The following is a 15,884-nucleotide window of genomic DNA, read 5'->3' as shown; positions in this document are numbered from 1 at the left end:
GGCACACCGAGGATTTCCCATGTCTTTCACCTACACCGCACCCGTTTCTCAAGAAGGTCTGGCATCGCCCCGACGCTATCTGGCGGTCGCCCTCCTGCTTCTGGCGGTTGTTCTCGTCGTACTGGACGGAGCGATCGCCAATGTCGCCTTGCCGTCGATTGCGCTCTCGCTGCAGGCGGAAGCGGATAACACCGTGTGGGTCGTCTCGGCCTACCAGCTGGCCGTGCTCGTCGCCATTCTTCCATGTGGGGCGCTCGGCGAGATCTACGGCGCCCGGCGGGTCTTCCTGATCGGCGTTGCGCTGTTCACCGCGGCTTCCGCAGCCTGCGCCTTGGCGGGCGACCTGCCCTTGCTGATCCTTGCGCGTTTCGCCCAGGGCCTTGGCGCAGGTGCGATCATGGCGCTGGCGATGATGAACCTGCGCCAGGCCCTGCCGCAACGCATGCTGGGTCCGATCATCGGCATCAATGCCATGGTCATCGCGATTTCCTCCGCCGCGGGCCCAGGCATTGCCGGCGCCATTCTTTCCGTCGCGACCTGGCCTTGGCTGTTTGCGGTCAATCTACCGCTCGGCGTCATCGTTCTCCTCGGCGGCGGCCTGCTCGGCCATGTGGAGGGCGTAAAGCGGGAGCTGAAGGCAAAGGCGTTGCTGGCCAATACGCTGATGTTCATCCTGTTCTTCTCAGGAGCCGACCGGATAGCCACCGCGCCGGTCAGCGGTGCCGCGCTCATCGCCGCCTCACTCGCCTGCCTCTGCGGCCTGCTGCGTCTGGAACGAAACAGTGACGTGCCTCTGTTTCCCACGGATCTGCTGGCGGGGCCGGCATTCCGCATGGCGGTGATCGCCTCGGTATCCTGCTTCTGCGGACAGATGCTGAGCTACATCGCCCTGCCCTTCTACCTCCAACACGGGCTGCACATGACGCCGGTTGTGGCTGGTCTCTACATGATGCCCTGGCCTGCCGCGACCGCAATCATCGCGCCCGTCTCGGGACGCCTGGCAAACCGGGTCAAGACGTCATGGCTTTGCGCGATCGGCGGGGCGCTCATGGCGCTTGGCCTTCTGGTGGCCGGCCTCACGCCGCCTGACCCGAGAGGTATCGGATTTCTCGTCGGCACAGTGATCGCCGGCCTCGGCTTCGGGCTGTTCCAGACTCCCAACAACCGAATTCTGCTGCTTTCGGCACCGAAAGCCAGAAGCGGTGCGGCAGGCGCCATGCAAGGGACTGCGCGGCTTCTCGGCCAAACCCTGGGCGGGGTCTCGATGTCGATCATTTTCGCGACGCTGCCATTGTCGGCGGCGCTCAACGTCGCGGTCGCCATTGCAGCCGGCTGCACGGCGATCGCCGGCCTGGTCAGTCTGAGCCGGGCTCGTTACGAAATGGGGCAGGCTGTAGCGGCCTGAACTGCCCGCTTCTTGGGCGTCCGGCGACAGTGGTTTCACCGAGCCGGTCGCCTGCCGCATCGCAGCCATGCTTGCGATCAGGTTGAGCTTTGCCCGGTCATCGTGTAAAGCCGCAGCATCCCCGGACAAGACCAGATTTCCAGCAAGGCGTGAACATATGGAAGGCTTCGACCTCATCATCTTCGACTGCGACGGCGTTCTCGTCGATTCCGAAATCATCGCCGCGGAGGTCGAATCCGCGCTGTTGACGGACGCCGGATATCCGATCAGCGTCGAGGAAATGGGCGAGCGTTTCGCCGGCATGACCTGGCACAATATCCTGCTGCAGGTCGAGCGTGAGGCCAGCATCCCGCTTTCGGCCTCACTGCTCGAAAAGTCCGAGAAGCTGCTCGACATGAGGCTGGCGAACGACGTCAAGGCGATCCCAGGCGTCGAATTCGCCGTCTCCAGGCTGCCGATGAAGCGCTGCATCTGCTCGAATTCGAGCACCAAGCGGCTCGACATGATGCTGGGCAAAGTGGGCCTGAAGCCGCTGTTCGCGCCCAACATCTTCTCCGCCAAGGATCTCGGCCCCGACCGCGTCAAGCCGAAGCCGGATATCTTCCTGCACGGCGCAAGCCGCATGGGCGTCTCTCGCGAGAAGACGGTCGTCGTCGAGGATTCGGTGCACGGCGTGCACGCGGCGCGCGCCGCCGGCATGCGCGTTATCGGCTTTACCGGCGCCTCGCACAGCTACCCCGCCCATGCCGACAAACTGACCGACGCCGGCGCCGAAACGGTGATCTCGCGCATGAACGACCTGCCAGGCGTGGTTGCCGCGCTGGCGGCTTGGGAAGGCGTGCTTTAGGGCAATCTCTGCCCACTTCGCTATTTGCCGCCCACGCTCCCCCGCCCTCCGTCGTCCTCGGGCTTGACCCGAGGACCCATGCGGGCGGGCACTTCGTTCCTATCGAACTGGCAAGCGACCCCCGCCGAACAAATTGAAGCGGAGTGCTTGCGACGTGGATACTCGGGTCAAGCCCGAGTATGACGGAGGGTGGGGCGCGTGGCCGGCAAGAGGCGAGACGTCTGCAGAAACTTCATGCGCGGGCGGTTTCCTGTGAGAATCGGGCGAACAGCGGTCGCCAACTCCCACAAACCGCTGCGCCTGTGGCACCTGCCGCATCCGCTCCCCCGCCCTCCGTCGTCCTCGGGCTTGACCCGAGGACCCATGCGGGCGGGCACTGAACAGCAATGGCGTCGCACTGCAGAGAAGTGGAAGCCGAGTGCTTGGATGTGGATACCAGGGTCAAGCCCTGGGATGACGGAGTGTGGGGTTGGCGTTCTCGGCAAACGCACCGGTGGCGCAGTGTGGTCCCCGTGTTCGCCGCCATCTCGCCACAGTCAGCCCCGCGCCATCTCTTCTCACCCCGACACCCACCTCTCCTCCGTCATCCCAGGGCTTGACCCTGGGATCCATGCGGCTGGCACTGAACAGCAATGGCGTCGCACTGCAAGAGAAGTGGAAGGCGGGCTTGGCTGTGGATCCCAGGGTCAAGCCCTGGGATGACGGAGTGTGGGGTTGGGGTTCTCGCCAAAACACCGGCGGCAGAGCTTGAGCGCCGCCGCTTTTTTGCCATCGCTCCGTCGCGGCTGCGGAGGCATCGCGCCGGCGCGCCAGACTGCAGGTTGCCGAAATAATCAGCTGCTCTTCTTGCCCTTGGCCGGCTGAGTGTCGAAGCCGACGTTGACGCGCACCAGGGCGCCGGCGCCGACCGGCATCTTGATGCCTTCCTTGCGGAAGATGACCTGCGTGCCCGGTGAGCCGGCCGGGATTTCGGTCGGGAACTTGGTGACCTCGGAATAGAGCACGTTCTCGCCGTCGAGGATGCTGACGCGGATCGGCAGCGTCACCGGGCCGGGAGCACCGGCCGGGCCGGTGATCAGGCGCAGCTGGGCGACGACGGTCATCGTCAGGTTCGTGTCGTTCAAGGTGCACTGGCGGGTATAGTCGCCGAAGGAGGCCTGGACGACGATCTGCTGCGGATCGTCCTTCTTGCCCTTGGCGTAAGTGCGGAAGATCGCATCCTGGTCACGCATGAAGATCTGCGGGCAGGCGCCCTGCACGACCGGGGCGACGGTGCCCTGCGCCGTCTTGGCCGTGCCGATCGACGGGTTGTTCGAGGAGGGGTTGGCCGGCGCCAGCGGCATGATCTGGGCATTGCCGTTCGGCTGCGCCGGCGCCGCCTCCGGCTTGCTGTCGCCGCCGATGCCGAGCGAGTTGCAGCCGGCAAGCAGGGCAACGAAAGAAGCGGAGATGATAAGACGCGAGACCTTGCCGAGCACTATGTTCCACCCTTTGCACAAGCGTTTCTTGGAGGCCCCAGTCTTTTCCGCGAGGCCTTTCACGACGGTTTGCGATGGTCTATATCAGCGGCGCAAACAAAAATCGATTGGGTACGCGCCGTTTTGATGCACTTTTCGCCGCCGGATGCGGGCAACTTCAACAAGATAACGGCGATGGTATGGCCGCAAGCGCAGCCCCTGCCGGTTTCCGGCGGAGCGGCCCACGGCCCGGCCCGGCCAAATTTCTTCCAGCGATAGATCAAGGATGACCAACGTGGACTATATCTCGACCCGCGGCGAGGCCCCTTCCCTCGGCTTTTGCGACGCCCTTTTGACGGGACTGGCGCGCGATGGCGGGCTCTATGTTCCCCGCGAGTGGCCGCAGTTTTCGAAGAAAGAAATCCGCGCGCTGAGGGGCAAGACCTATCAGGAAATCGCCTTCACCATCCTGTCGCCCTTCACCAATGGCGAGATCCCCGAGGAAACCTTCCGGGCGATGATCGACGAGGCCTACGGCACCTTCCGCCATCCGGCGATCGCGCCGCTCGTCCAGACCGGCCCGAACAGCTTCGTCATGGAGCTCTTCCACGGCACGACGCTTGCCTTCAAGGACGTGGCGATGCAACTGCTCGCCCGGCTGATGGATTATGCGCTGGAAAAACGCGGCGAGCGGGCGACGATCGTCGGCGCCACCTCGGGCGACACCGGCGGGGCGGCGATCGACGCCTTTGCCGGGCGCGAGCGCACCGATATCTTCATTCTGTTCCCGCACGGCAAGGTCTCGCCGGTGCAGCAGCGGCAGATGACCACCTCGACGTCGTCAAATGTGCATGCGCTCGCCGTCGAAGGCAATTTCGACGACTGCCAGAACCTGGTGAAGGCGATGTTCAACGACGCGGCCTTCCGCGACAAGGTTCGGCTTTCCGGCGTCAACTCGATCAACTGGGCGCGCATCATGGCCCAGATCGTCTATTATTTCACTACCGCCGTGGCGCTCGGCGGGCCGGACCGCAAGGTCTCGTTCACGGTGCCGACGGGCAATTTCGGCGACATCTTCGCCGGCTACTGCGCCAAGCGCATGGGCCTGCCGATCGACCGGCTCGTCATCGCCACCAACGAGAACGACATCCTGACACGGACGCTGAAGACCGGCCGCTACGACATGAAGGCGGTCAAGGCGACGAGCTCGCCGTCGATGGATATTCAGATCTCGTCGAACTTCGAGCGGCTGCTGTTCGAAGCCTGTGGTCGCGACGCCTCGAAGGTGCGCGCGGCAATGGAAAGCCTCAAGCAATCCAATGGCTTCGAGATCGGCGCGCAAGCGCTGAAGGCGATCCGACGCGACTTCCGCGCCGGCCGCGCCAGCGAGCGGCAGGTGGCCGAGACGATCCGCAAGACCCATGCCGAAACCGGTTATCTCCTCGATCCGCATTCGGCGATCGGCGTCTTCGTGGCGAAGAAGAAGGAAAAGCCGAATACGCCGATGGTGACGCTTGCGACCGCGCATCCGGCGAAATTCCCGGTCGCCGTAAAATCGGCCAGCGGTATTGACCCGGCGCTTCCGACGTGGCTTGCTGGTCTGATGCACAGGGAGGAGCGCTTCCAGATCATCAAACCGGAGCTGAAAGCCGTTGAAACCTTTATCGGCCAGCACGCCCGCAGCGAGACGACAGCAGGCGCAGAAAGATAGCCAATGACAGTTGAGTGCACCCGGCTCAAATCCGGGCTGACAGTAGTCACAGAAACCATGCCGCACCTGGAAAGCGTTGCGCTCGGAGTCTGGATCAAATCGGGATCGCGCAACGAGACGGAAGACGAGCACGGCATCGCCCACCTGCTCGAACACATGGCCTTCAAGGGCACGGCGCGGCGCACGGCCCGCCAGATCGCCGAAGAGATCGAGGATGTGGGCGGCGAGGTCAACGCCGCCACCTCGACCGAGACGACCTCCTATTACGCCCGCGTGCTGAAGGATCACGTGCCGCTCGCCGTCGACATCCTCGCCGACATCCTGACGGAATCGGCCTTCGAGGAGGAGGAGCTGGAGCGTGAGAAGCAGGTGATCCTGCAGGAGATCAACGCCGCCAACGATACGCCCGACGACGTGGTGTTCGACCGCTTCTCCGAAGCCGCCTATCGCGACCAGACGCTCGGACGCGCCATCCTCGGCACGCCACAGACCGTCGTCTCCTTCACGCCCCAGCAGATCCGCACCTATCTCGGCCGCAACTATACGACCGACCGCATGTTCGTGGTGGCGACCGGCGCCGTCGAGCATGAAGAATTCCTGCGCATGGTCGAGGATCGTTTCGCCAGCCTGCCGACTTCGCCATCGGCGCCGCCGGTCATGGAAGCGGCCCGTTATATCGGCGGCAGCGTGCGCGAGCCGCGCGACCTGATGGATGCGCAGATCCTGCTCGGCTTCGAGGGCAAGCCCTACCACGCCCGCGATTTCTACTGCTCGCAGATCCTCGCCAATATCCTCGGCGGCGGCATGTCCTCCAGGCTGTTCCAGGAAGTGCGCGAATTCCGCGGTCTCTGTTATTCCGTCTATGCCTTCCACTGGGGCTTTTCCGATACCGGCATCTTCGGCATTCATGCCGCGACCGGCGGCGAAAACCTGCCGGAGCTGGTGCCCGTGATCATCGACGAGCTGCACAAGTCGGCCAATGAGATCCACCAGAAGGAAATCGAGCGCGCCCGCGCCCAGATCCGCGCCCAGCTGCTGATGGGCCAGGAGAGCCCGGCCGCCCGCGCCGGCCAGATCGCACGGCAGATGATGCTCTACGGCCGGCCGATCTCCAATCCGGAGATGATGGAACGGCTGGAAGGCATCACCATCGAGCGGCTGACCGACCTCGCCGGCCGGCTGTTCTTCGACACGGTGCCGACGCTGTCGGCGATCGGGCCGCTGGAACAGCTCGCGCCGATGGAAGACATCATCGCCTCGCTTTCGGTCCCGGCGCCGAAGACGATGCAGGCCAGCTGAGCCGACGTCCGTCTGCCGGGAGTGATCGATGCCAAAATCGGTGTTTCGGTTCCTGTCGCGGCAGCCCGATGCGGTGGAGCTGGAGAATGAGAAATACCTCCTGCGCCTGCCGCGCTACCAGGATTTCAACCAGTGGCACCGGCTGCGCGCCGAAAGCCGCAATTTCCTCGAACCCTGGGAGCCGACCTGGCGGCGCGACGAGCTGACGGAGGGCGCCTACCGCGCCCGCGTTATCCGCGGCAAGCAGGAATACGCCTCGGGACAGTCAATCCCGCTGTTCATCTTCCTCAAGGAAAACCGTACCCTCGTCGGCGGCATCACCATCGGCTATATCAGGCGGGGTGCGGCACAAAGCTGCATGATCGGCTACTGGATGGGCGAACGCCATGCCGGCCAGGGGCATATGTATGCCGCGCTTCAGTTGGTTATTCCTTACATCTTCTCCGGGCTTGAGTTGCACCGTATTGAAGCAGCCTGTATTCCAGATAACGCGCGCAGCATGCGTCTGCTTGAAAAGGCCGGGTTTCAACGGGAAGGCTATTTGCGCGGATATTTGAAGATCAACGGTCAGTGGCACGACCACGTGATGTTCTCACGGCTCGCCACCGATACGGATAAAGGCAGGAAAACCGACAGCCGATGACCAGAAACAGCATGCTGCCCAAGTCACCGTCCGGACGAGTGATCGCGGTGATCGCAGCCCTTTTCCTGGCGGTCTTCGCCCTTTCGGCGGGTCTTGCCCGGGCGGCCGAGCCGGTGAAGATTTCCCGTGACGATACCGCGCTCGATCTCACCGCGACGACCGAGATCTACGCCAACCAGGGCGAGGCCTTCCAGGTTTCGACGGCGGCCGGGGCCGACGGCATCCGCCGCCGCATTGAGGTCCGGGCGAGTTCGGAAAACCACCAGGGCGACTGGGCGGTGTTTGCGCTTGCCAACGTTTCCGAGGAACAGCTCGAACGCGTTATCGTCGCCCCGCATTTCCGTCTGGTCAATTCCAAGCTGTTCTGGCCGGATCTCGGCTCGCAGCGCATCAGCGCGATCACGCCGAGCGAAGGTTTTGCGCTCGACCGGCAGCCGAGCGACGAGGCCGATGTCTTCCGCATCACGCTGAACCCCGGCGCCGTCATCACCTTCGTCGCCGAACTGTCGACGCCAGAGCTGCCGCAGATCTATCTCTGGGAGCCGAACGCCTACAAGGATACGATCAACGCCTTCACGCTCTATCGCGGCATCGTGCTCGGCATTGCCGGCCTGCTCGCCGTGTTTCTGACGATCCTCTTCGTCGTCAAGGGCACGTCGATGCTGCCGGCAACCGCCGCACTTGCCTGGGCGGTGCTCGGCTATATCTGCGTCGACTTCGGCTTCCTCGGCAAGCTGATCAGCGTCGCCTCGGCCGACCAGCGAATATGGCGCGCCTGCGCGGAAGTGGCGCTCGCCTCGAGTTTCGTCATCTTCCTCTTCACCTATCTGAACCTCAACCGCTGGCATGCGCATCTCGGTTACGCCACACTCGCCTGGGTGCTCGGCCTTGCCCTGCTCTTCGGCGTGGCGATCTACGATCCGTCGATTGCCGCCGGCATCGCCAGGCTGTCCTTCGCGCTGACGGCGGCGACCGGCCTGCTGCTGATCATCTATCTCGGCTTCAACCGCTACGACCGCGCGATCCTGCTGGTGCCCGCCTGGGCGCTGACGCTCGTCTGGCTGTTCGGGGCGTGGCTGACGGTCACCGGGCGGCTCGACAACGATATCATCCAGCCGGCGCTCGGCGGCGGCCTGGTGCTGATCGTGCTGCTGATCGGTTTTACCGTCATGCAGCACGCCTTTGCCGGCGGCGCCTTCCAGCAGGGACTGTTTTCAGACCTCGAGCGGCAGTCGCTGGCACTGACCGGCTCCGGCGACATGGTGTGGGACTGGGACGTGGCGCGCGACCGCGTCGTCACCATCCCCGACGTCTCGGTCAAGCTCGGCCTGTCCCCCGGCACCATGCATGGGGCGGCGCGCAACTGGCTGCCGCGGCTGCACCCTGATGACCGCGACCGTTTCCGCGCCACGCTCGACGTGTTGCTCGAACATCGGCGCGGCCGGCTCAATCACGAATTCCGCATCCGCGCCGAGGACGGGCATTTCCACTGGCTGTTGATCCGCGCCCGGCCGGTGCTCGGCTCCAACGGCGAGATCATCCGCTGCGTCGGCACGATCGTCGACGTGACCGAGCAGAAGAATTCCGTCGAGCGGCTGCTGCATGATGCGCTGCACGATAATCTGACCGGCCTGCCGAACCGGCAGGTCTTCCTCGACCGGCTGCAGGCAGTGCTGGCCTTAGCGCCGGGCGGCGACACGCTGCGCCCGACGGTAATGGTGATCGACATCGACCGCTACAAGCTGGTCAATGATGCGCTCGGCGTTGCGGCCGGCGACAACATCCTCATCGCGCTGACCCGGCGCCTGCGCCGGCTGATGAAGCCGCAGGACACGCTGGCGCGGCTGGCCGGCGACCAGTTCGGCTTGATCCTGGTGTCCGAGCACAATCCGGCCAAGGTCGCCGATTTCGCCGATGCGGTCAGCAAGGCGATCATGGTGCCGATCAACTTCTCCAATCGCGAGATCATTCTGACCGCGTCGATCGGGCTCGCTTCCTGGGTGGACCGGCAGGAGAGCGCCAGCGGTCTGCTCAGCGACGCCGAGCTTGCCATGTACCGGGCGAAACGGGCCGGCGGCAACCGCGTCGAACCGTTCCAGCCGGCCTTCCGCGATTTCGGCACCGACCGGCTGCAGCTCGAAACCGATCTGCGCCGCGCCATCGAGCGCCGCGAATTGTCGATGGTCTACCAGCCGATCGCCCGGCTGGAGGATGTCGAGATCGCCGGCTTCGAGGCGCTGATGCGCTGGGAGCATCCCAAGCGCGGCAATATCCCGCCGTCGGAATTCATTCCGATCGCCGAGGCCTCCGATCTCATCGGCCCGCTTGGCATGTTCGCGCTGGAACAGGCAACCAACGATCTGATGAGCTGGCAGACCCAGACCGGCGAATTGCCGATCTTCGTGTCGATCAACCTGTCGAGCGTGCAACTGCTCAACAACGAGCTTTATGACGACGTGCGTTCGGTTCTCGCCAAGACCCATTGCACGCCCTCGCGGCTGAAGCTGGAACTGACGGAATCCATGGTGATGGAAAATCCGGAACAGGCCCGACTCGTGCTGCAGAAGCTCAAGGAGGCCGGCATTGGCCTGGCGCTCGACGATTTCGGCACCGGCTATTCGTCGCTTGCCTATCTCACCCGCTTCCCCTTCGACACGATCAAGCTCGACAAGGCGCTGGTGCGCGACGGCAGCGACAAGAAGGCGACCGTGCTCCGCTCGGTCATAGCAATGGCGCGCGAGCTGGAGATGAAGGTGGTGGCCGAAGGCATCGAATCCAACGAGGATGCGATCGAGCTCGCCAAGATGGGCTGCAGCTACGGACAGAGCTATCTGTTCGGGCCGCCGATCCCGTCGGAATCGGTGCTGCGGCTGCTGCGCGACCGGTTTCCGCTGACGAAACGGGCCTGAACGAGGGGCGACCGAGCTGACCGGTTTTCCCGCCTGCGCGGCGCGCCTCTCCCCCATGAATGGTGATTGACCAACGACCGGCGATATGCGCCTCTTTCCTATCGCATAAGGACAATTCGATGCTCAAATTTCTGCTCGCCCTTTCGGTCGGCGCCCTGTTCGTCTCGCCGGTTCAGGCGACCGACCTCTATCCCGCCACCAAGGCCTGTGTGCCCGGCAAGCCCCATTGCGAGCGATGGACGGCGGAGTTCAAGAGATCGCTGGCGCTGGCGCAGAAGGGCGATCACGTCGCCCAACAGACCGTGGCCTTCTGCCTGTATTCCGGCTGCCACGGCGCCGTCGCCATCGACAGGGTTGCGTCCTGCAGCTGGTACCTCGTCATCGCCGATTCGGGTGCGGCGACGGTGCTCGACCGCTCCAATCTCAGAAACAGCTGCCAGCCGATGACGCCGGCGCAGAAGGACGAAGCCCGCGCCTTGTCCGGCGAGCTCGTCCGCAAGCTCTACAATCGCGCGCCTGTAGCAGGCGACCAGATATAAGCTCTCCGGCCATCCAGATCAGGCCGGCGATAAATCTGATTGCCCTCCCGGCGTTCGCCGCTATTCTGCCGGCAACGACAATCGGGAGGACACTGATGATCCTGCACTGCGTGTTTCTGCGGCTGAAGACCGCGCTGACGACCGACGACAAGCAGGCGCTGTTTGCCGCGATCGCCGCCCTGAAACAGGTCATTCCCGGCATCGTTGATATCAAATACGGGCCGAATGTTTCTCCCGAGGGACTGCACGGCGGCTTCGTCGACGGCTTTGCCGTCACCTTCGAAAGCCCCGAAGCGCGGGATGCCTATCTCATCCATCCAGAACATGTGGCAGTCGGCGAGCGCATCGTCTCCTCAACGGACGGAGGCCTCGCCGGCATCCTGGTCTTCGATCTCAATATTTGAGGCGGGCCGGGATAGACCCGCCCCTCAATCTTCAGCTCGATTTCGCCATGGCGGCGGCGAGCTGGTCGACATTGTAGCGGAACATCTTCTCATAGGTCGGCGCCGGTCCCTTGGCGTCGGAAAGTGATTCGACATAGAGCTCGCCGCCGGGTTCCGCACCCGTTGCCTTGGCGACCTGCTTGACCAGGCGCGGATCGTTGGAATTTTCGAAGAAATAGGCCTTCACGTGCTCGCTCCTGATCTGTTCGATCAGCTTGGCGACATCGGCGGCCGAGGCTTCGCTCTCGGTGGAGAGGCCGAGGGGCGCAAGGAAGCTCACCTTGTATTCGCGGCCGAAATAGCCGAAGGCGTCGTGGCTGGTCAGCACCTTGCGGCGGTCCTCGGCGATCGTATCGAATTTCGAATGGGCGTAGGCGTTCAGCTCATCCAGCTTCTGGGTATATTTTTCGGCATTGGCCTTGAAGACGGCGGCGTCGGCGGGATCGGCTGATGACAGCGCCTTTTCGATATTGGCGACCCAGACCTTGACGTTCACAGGACTGTTCCAGACGTGCGGATCGGTGATGGTCTTGCCGTCCTCTTCCATGGTGCGGGTGCTAATGCCTTCGGAGACCGTCACCGGCTTGCCCTTGTAGCCCGAGGCGGTGATCAGCCGGTCCATCCAGCCTTCCAGCCCTTCGCCGCTGACGAAGGTGACTTCGGCCGCCTTCAAATTCTTCGCGTCGGCCGGCGACGGCTCGAATTCGTGGGGGTCGCCGTTCGGACCGACGAGGCTCGTGACATGAACATGGTCGCCGCCGACCTCCCTGACGACATCGGCAAGCACGGTGAAGGACGCCACCACCTTCAGCGTTTCGGCGGAAGCGGGCGCGGCCGAGAGCGCCGTCAGCGCGGAAAGTGCGGCGGCGGAGAGAAGCAGTCTGCGCGATGTCATCAAAGTCTCCTTGAAATCAGCCCTTCAGATGCGGGCGGGGAAAGAAGCGCCGGGCAATGCCGGAAGGCGCGAAAAGGATTGAGAAGGCGTAAAATAGCGCCGCCGTCATGATGATCGTCGGGCCGGAGGCGAGTTCGAGATGGTAGGAGGCGATCAGGCCGAGATAGCCGGAGGCGGCCGCACTGGCGGTCGCAATCAGCATCATGACAGGCAGGCTGCGCGACCAGAGCTGGGCGACGGCGGCCGGCAGCATCATCAGGCCGACCGCCATCAGCGTGCCGAGCGCCTGGAAGCTGGCGACGAGGTTCAGCACCACGAGCAGCAGGAAGAGGACGTGATAGACCGGTCCGCGCCCGCCGACGGCTCTCAAGAAACCCGGATCGAAACATTCGGCCACCAGCGGCCGGTAGATGGCGGCGAGGATGACAAGCGTCAGCGAGGTGATGGCGCCGATCTGGTAAAGCGCCGGCGCATCGATCGCCAGGATGGTGCCGAAGAGCACGTGCAGGAGATCGATGTTCGAGCCGCGCAGCGAGACGATCAGCACGCCGAGCGCCAGCGAGGCGAGATAGAAGCTGGCAAAGCTTGCATCCTCGCGCAGCACGGTCATGCGGCTGACGGCGCCGGACAGCAGCGCCACCGACAGGCCGGCGATAAGGCCGCCGAGGCCCATCGCCGTCAACGACAGCGAGCCGGCGAGGAGATAACCGATCGCCGCCCCCGGCAGCACGGCATGGCTCATGGCATCGCCCATCAGGCTCATGCGCCGCAGCATCAGGAAGACGCCGATCGGTCCCGAACCGAGCCCGAGGCAGAGGCAGGCGACAAGAGCGCGGCGCATGAAGCCGAAATCGGCAAAGGGCGCGAGGAAGAGATCGTAAACCGTCATGCCACCGGCGCCTCTTGCGAGGTGCAAGCCGCGGCATCCTCGTCCCAGCGCTCGGCCATGGCGCGCGCCTTCAAGAGATTGGCGGACGACATGACGTCGGCCGTCGGCCCCCAGCCCACCAGCTCGCGGGCGAGCAGCAGCGTCTGAGGGAAATGCGTCCGGACGAGCTCGAAATCATGCAGCACGGCAATGACGGTGCGGCCCTCGCCGTGCCAGCGAGCGACGATATCGAGGAGATCTTTGGTCGTGCGGGCATCGATTGCCGTGAACGGCTCATCGAGCAGGATGACGCCGGCATCCTGCAGGAGCAGGCGGGCAAAGAGCACGCGCTGGAACTGGCCGGCCGATAGCGATCCGACATGGCGTCTGCCGAAACCGTCGAGGCCGACGGCGGCAAGCGCCTCGCCCGCCCGTTTCACATCGGCGGGTGCCACGCGGCCGAAGGCTCCGCTCGCCTTCCAGGCGCCGAGCATGACGGTGTCGATGACCGAGATCGGAAAGCGCCGATCGATCTCTGCCGCCTGCGGGAGATAACCGAATTCCGCCCGTCCCAGGCGGTGCTCGACCCTGCCTTCGGCCGGGCGAAGCTCCCCCATGATCGCCTTCAGCAGCGTCGACTTGCCCGCCCCGTTCGGCCCGGCAATCGCCGTCAGGCTGCCGGGCGCAAAGACGCCGGAGACATGATGGACGGCCGGGTGACGGTCATAGGCGATGGTGAGATCGTCGAGACGGATCAACGGCGTCATGGCAGCAGAACCGCCCAGTGAATGGTAAGCCACAGCCCGGCTATGATCACCGAGATGCCGATCACCCTTGAGAAGGCCGATTGTCCCAGCAGGCTGACGGAGGGGCGATCGGGGCTCGGGTGCATGGCTCATCCTGACAATGTAATAACATTACCGTTATGTTATAACGATTGCGGCGAGATTGAGGCGAGAGGGCCGGCTTTCGTGTCGCAGGATGATCGGTGGTGGGTTCCAGGCTCAAGACCTGGGATGACGGAGTTTGAGGAGAGGCATTGGCCAGAGGCGCAACGCCGCTGCTATTGCATCACCATCGCTGGATTTGCCACGGAGCTTCATCCCACCCCGGGCCTCGTCGGCGGTGGCCATGGATTCCAGGCTCAAGGCCTGGAATGACGGAGATTGAGGAGGGCCATTGGCAGGAGGCGCAACGCAGCGGCTATTGCGTCACCATCGCTGGATTTGCCACAGAGCTTACCCCACCCTCCGTCGTCCTCGGGCTTGACCCGAGGACCCATGCCGGCCTCGCCGACTGCGACCGTGGATCCCAGGCTCAAGGCCTGGGATGACGGAGGTTGGGGGCAACGTTGCTGGCCAGACCAGCCGGCGCTGCCGTCCTATCGAAAACTCAAAGCAGTTCCAGCATCGCCGCAGCACCCGAGACCGTCGCCTGGCCGGGGCTTTCCTCGACGTTCAAGGCTTTCACGACGCCGTCTTCCACCAGCATCGAATAGCGCTTGGAGCGCAGGCCGAGGCCGCCGGCGGAGAGGTCGGCTTCGAGGCCGACGGCCTTGGTGAAGCCGGCGTCCCAGTCGGCGAGGAAGTGGATCTTGCCCATACCGCCGGAGGATTGTGCCCAGGCGCCCATGACGTGCCAGTCGTTGACGGCGAGAACGGCGATGTCGTCAACGCCCTTGCCGAGGATGGTGTCGCGGTTTTCGAGATAACCCGGCAGATGATTCAACGAGCAGGTGGGCGTGAAAGCGCCCGGCACGGCGAAGAGCACGACGCGCTTGCCGGCGAAGAGCTGATCGGTGCTGATTTCGACAGGGCCGTCGGCGGTCTTTTCCTTGAAGGTGGCGGCCGGAAGCTTGTCGCCAATCGCGATGGTCATGGGTTTTCTCCTTTGTCCAGGTTTTGCGGCAGATGCCGGGGGCCGGCTTGGCGGGCGCCGCGAGAAGATCGCAGGCGACTATAAGTGCCGGTCAGTCAAAGGCAAGCGTGGTCTCCATCGCCCTGTCGCCATCGATAACAAGCACGCCCCAGCGCTTGCCTGATATGTCGTAATCCTTAGGCAGCTTGCCGATTGCCATATCGGTCTTGAAGGTGGCGCCGTCGCGTTTGCCGCCGATCTGCTTGGTGAAGGCATAGCCGCCCGGGCCGGTGACGATGATATCGGGGGCGCTCTTTCCCGCGCCCGGCAGGGTGAGCGTCAGCGACAGTGTCTTCCTGTCCGGCGCGATCGCGTGCGCCGTGAGCTTGAAATCGTCCGACGGCGGCTTCGGCAGCGCCGCATCGGCGGCGGCAAGGATCGCCTCCTCCTCCGGATGCGACTGGATGGCAGGGCCGAGCGTCACCGAGAGATTTGCCTGGAAGGGAACGCAGATATCCCTGCAGATGCCGATGAAGGCCGTCGCATCGATCGTAACCGGGGCTTTGCCGGATGCCGTCAGCGACAGCGGCAGCGTCACCGGCGCGTCATAGGCGATATCCTCGATGGCGCCGTTGAAGAAGTGCTTCGGAACCGGATAGGCGATGCTATCAAGCGTGACGCCGCTCCCGGCCGCGATGGTGACTTGAGGCGGAATGCCGCTGTTACCGGGCTCGCGCCAATAGGTGATCCAGCCGGGTTTCGGTTCGATCTGCAGGGCGGCGCGGATTTTGCCGCCGGCATCGGGCGCCAGCGCCACGAGGCGCATACGGCCGCCCTCGGCCTCGGCCCAGGCGCTCATTTCCGCCCTAGCGGAACAAAAGGGGGCGAAGGCTGCGGCCAGCGAAATGGCCGCCATCAAAAGCCGGCGCGGTGCCAAAGAAATAATCATCATGGAACAAAGGTTTATCGAAAGTCCGGTTTGGCCGCCAGAAGCGGACGGCCATATAATCC

Annotated in this window: 15 protein-coding genes; 8 read left to right on the top strand and 7 right to left on the bottom strand. The window is 64.1% G+C overall.

The features are described from left to right. Window positions 1-19: 19 nt before the first annotated feature. A complete protein-coding gene (locus AMK02_RS05075) occupies window positions 20-1,405 on the top strand; it encodes an MFS transporter (RefSeq protein ID WP_189636995.1) in 1,386 nt (461 codons plus the stop codon). A 157-nt stretch (window positions 1,406-1,562) separates the two neighbouring features. After that, window positions 1,563-2,252 carry an HAD family hydrolase gene (locus AMK02_RS05070; protein ID WP_064800946.1) on the top strand — a complete coding sequence of 230 codons (690 nt, stop codon included), beginning with the start codon at window positions 1,563-1,565 and terminating at the stop codon, window positions 2,250-2,252. Window positions 2,253-3,085: 833 nt separating this feature from the next. Here AMK02_RS05070 and AMK02_RS05065 read toward each other — a convergent pair. Continuing rightward, entirely contained in the window at window positions 3,086-3,733 is a 648-nt protein-coding gene (locus tag AMK02_RS05065) for a hypothetical protein (protein WP_189637014.1), read from the bottom strand. Between the two features lie 262 nt (window positions 3,734-3,995). On the opposite strand from AMK02_RS05065, the gene thrC reads away from it, so the two are divergent. From thrC to AMK02_RS05035, 6 genes are all read left to right on the top strand, one after another. Beyond that, complete coding sequence (thrC, locus tag AMK02_RS05060) at window positions 3,996-5,420, top strand: threonine synthase (protein ID WP_064800944.1); 1,425 nt, start codon at window positions 3,996-3,998, stop codon at window positions 5,418-5,420. Between the two features lie 3 nt (window positions 5,421-5,423). Continuing rightward, entirely contained in the window at window positions 5,424-6,719 is a 1,296-nt protein-coding gene (locus AMK02_RS05055; RefSeq protein ID WP_064800943.1) for a M16 family metallopeptidase, read from the top strand. A gap of 28 nt (window positions 6,720-6,747) precedes the next feature. Next, window positions 6,748-7,362 carry a GNAT family N-acetyltransferase gene (locus AMK02_RS05050; protein ID WP_011424324.1) on the top strand — a complete coding sequence of 205 codons (615 nt, stop codon included), beginning with the start codon at window positions 6,748-6,750 and terminating at the stop codon, window positions 7,360-7,362. After that, window positions 7,359-10,271, top strand: coding sequence for a sensor domain-containing phosphodiesterase (locus AMK02_RS05045; RefSeq protein WP_064800942.1), 2,913 nt, complete (start codon window positions 7,359-7,361; stop codon window positions 10,269-10,271). The genes AMK02_RS05050 and AMK02_RS05045 overlap by 4 nt, the downstream gene beginning before the upstream one ends. A 119-nt stretch (window positions 10,272-10,390) precedes the next feature. Then, entirely contained in the window at window positions 10,391-10,810 is a 420-nt protein-coding gene (locus AMK02_RS05040) for a hypothetical protein (protein ID WP_064800941.1), read from the top strand. A 95-nt stretch (window positions 10,811-10,905) separates the two neighbouring features. After that, window positions 10,906-11,214, top strand: coding sequence for a Dabb family protein (locus AMK02_RS05035; RefSeq protein ID WP_064800940.1), 309 nt, complete (start codon window positions 10,906-10,908; stop codon window positions 11,212-11,214). Window positions 11,215-11,245: 31 nt separating this feature from the next. Here AMK02_RS05035 and AMK02_RS05030 read toward each other — a convergent pair whose 3' ends face one another. The 6 genes from AMK02_RS05030 to AMK02_RS05005 form a co-directional block, all read right to left on the bottom strand. Then, the gene (locus AMK02_RS05030) at window positions 11,246-12,148 is read right to left on the bottom strand and encodes a metal ABC transporter substrate-binding protein (protein ID WP_064800939.1); all 903 of its coding nucleotides are present in this window, start codon (window positions 12,146-12,148) and stop codon (window positions 11,246-11,248) included. Window positions 12,149-12,164: 16 nt separating this feature from the next. After that, on the bottom strand, window positions 12,165-13,037 hold the full coding sequence (locus tag AMK02_RS05025) for a metal ABC transporter permease (protein WP_064800938.1): 873 nt from the start codon (window positions 13,035-13,037) through the stop codon (window positions 12,165-12,167). After that, window positions 13,034-13,783, bottom strand: a complete 750-nt coding sequence (locus tag AMK02_RS05020; RefSeq protein ID WP_064800937.1) for a metal ABC transporter ATP-binding protein — start codon at window positions 13,781-13,783, stop codon at window positions 13,034-13,036. Before AMK02_RS05020 ends, AMK02_RS05025 begins: the two co-directional genes overlap by 4 nt. Next, window positions 13,780-13,908 (bottom strand): hypothetical protein, encoded by a 129-nt coding sequence (locus AMK02_RS32455; protein WP_257784647.1) that lies wholly within the window; start codon window positions 13,906-13,908, stop codon window positions 13,780-13,782. Before AMK02_RS32455 ends, AMK02_RS05020 begins: the two co-directional genes overlap by 4 nt. Window positions 13,909-14,408: 500 nt before the next feature. Further along, window positions 14,409-14,894, bottom strand: coding sequence for a peroxiredoxin (locus AMK02_RS05010; protein ID WP_064800935.1), 486 nt, complete (start codon window positions 14,892-14,894; stop codon window positions 14,409-14,411). A 91-nt stretch (window positions 14,895-14,985) separates the two neighbouring features. Next, complete coding sequence (locus tag AMK02_RS05005) at window positions 14,986-15,825, bottom strand: protein-disulfide reductase DsbD domain-containing protein (protein WP_189636994.1); 840 nt, start codon at window positions 15,823-15,825, stop codon at window positions 14,986-14,988. Window positions 15,826-15,884 lie beyond the last annotated feature (59 nt).

It is taken from the genome of Rhizobium sp. N731 (genome assembly GCF_001664145.1).
GTDB classification, from domain to species: domain Bacteria; phylum Pseudomonadota; class Alphaproteobacteria; order Rhizobiales; family Rhizobiaceae; genus Rhizobium; species Rhizobium esperanzae.
The sequence above is the reverse complement of the archived record's forward strand: the minus strand, read 5'-3'. Positions and strand labels throughout refer to the sequence as shown.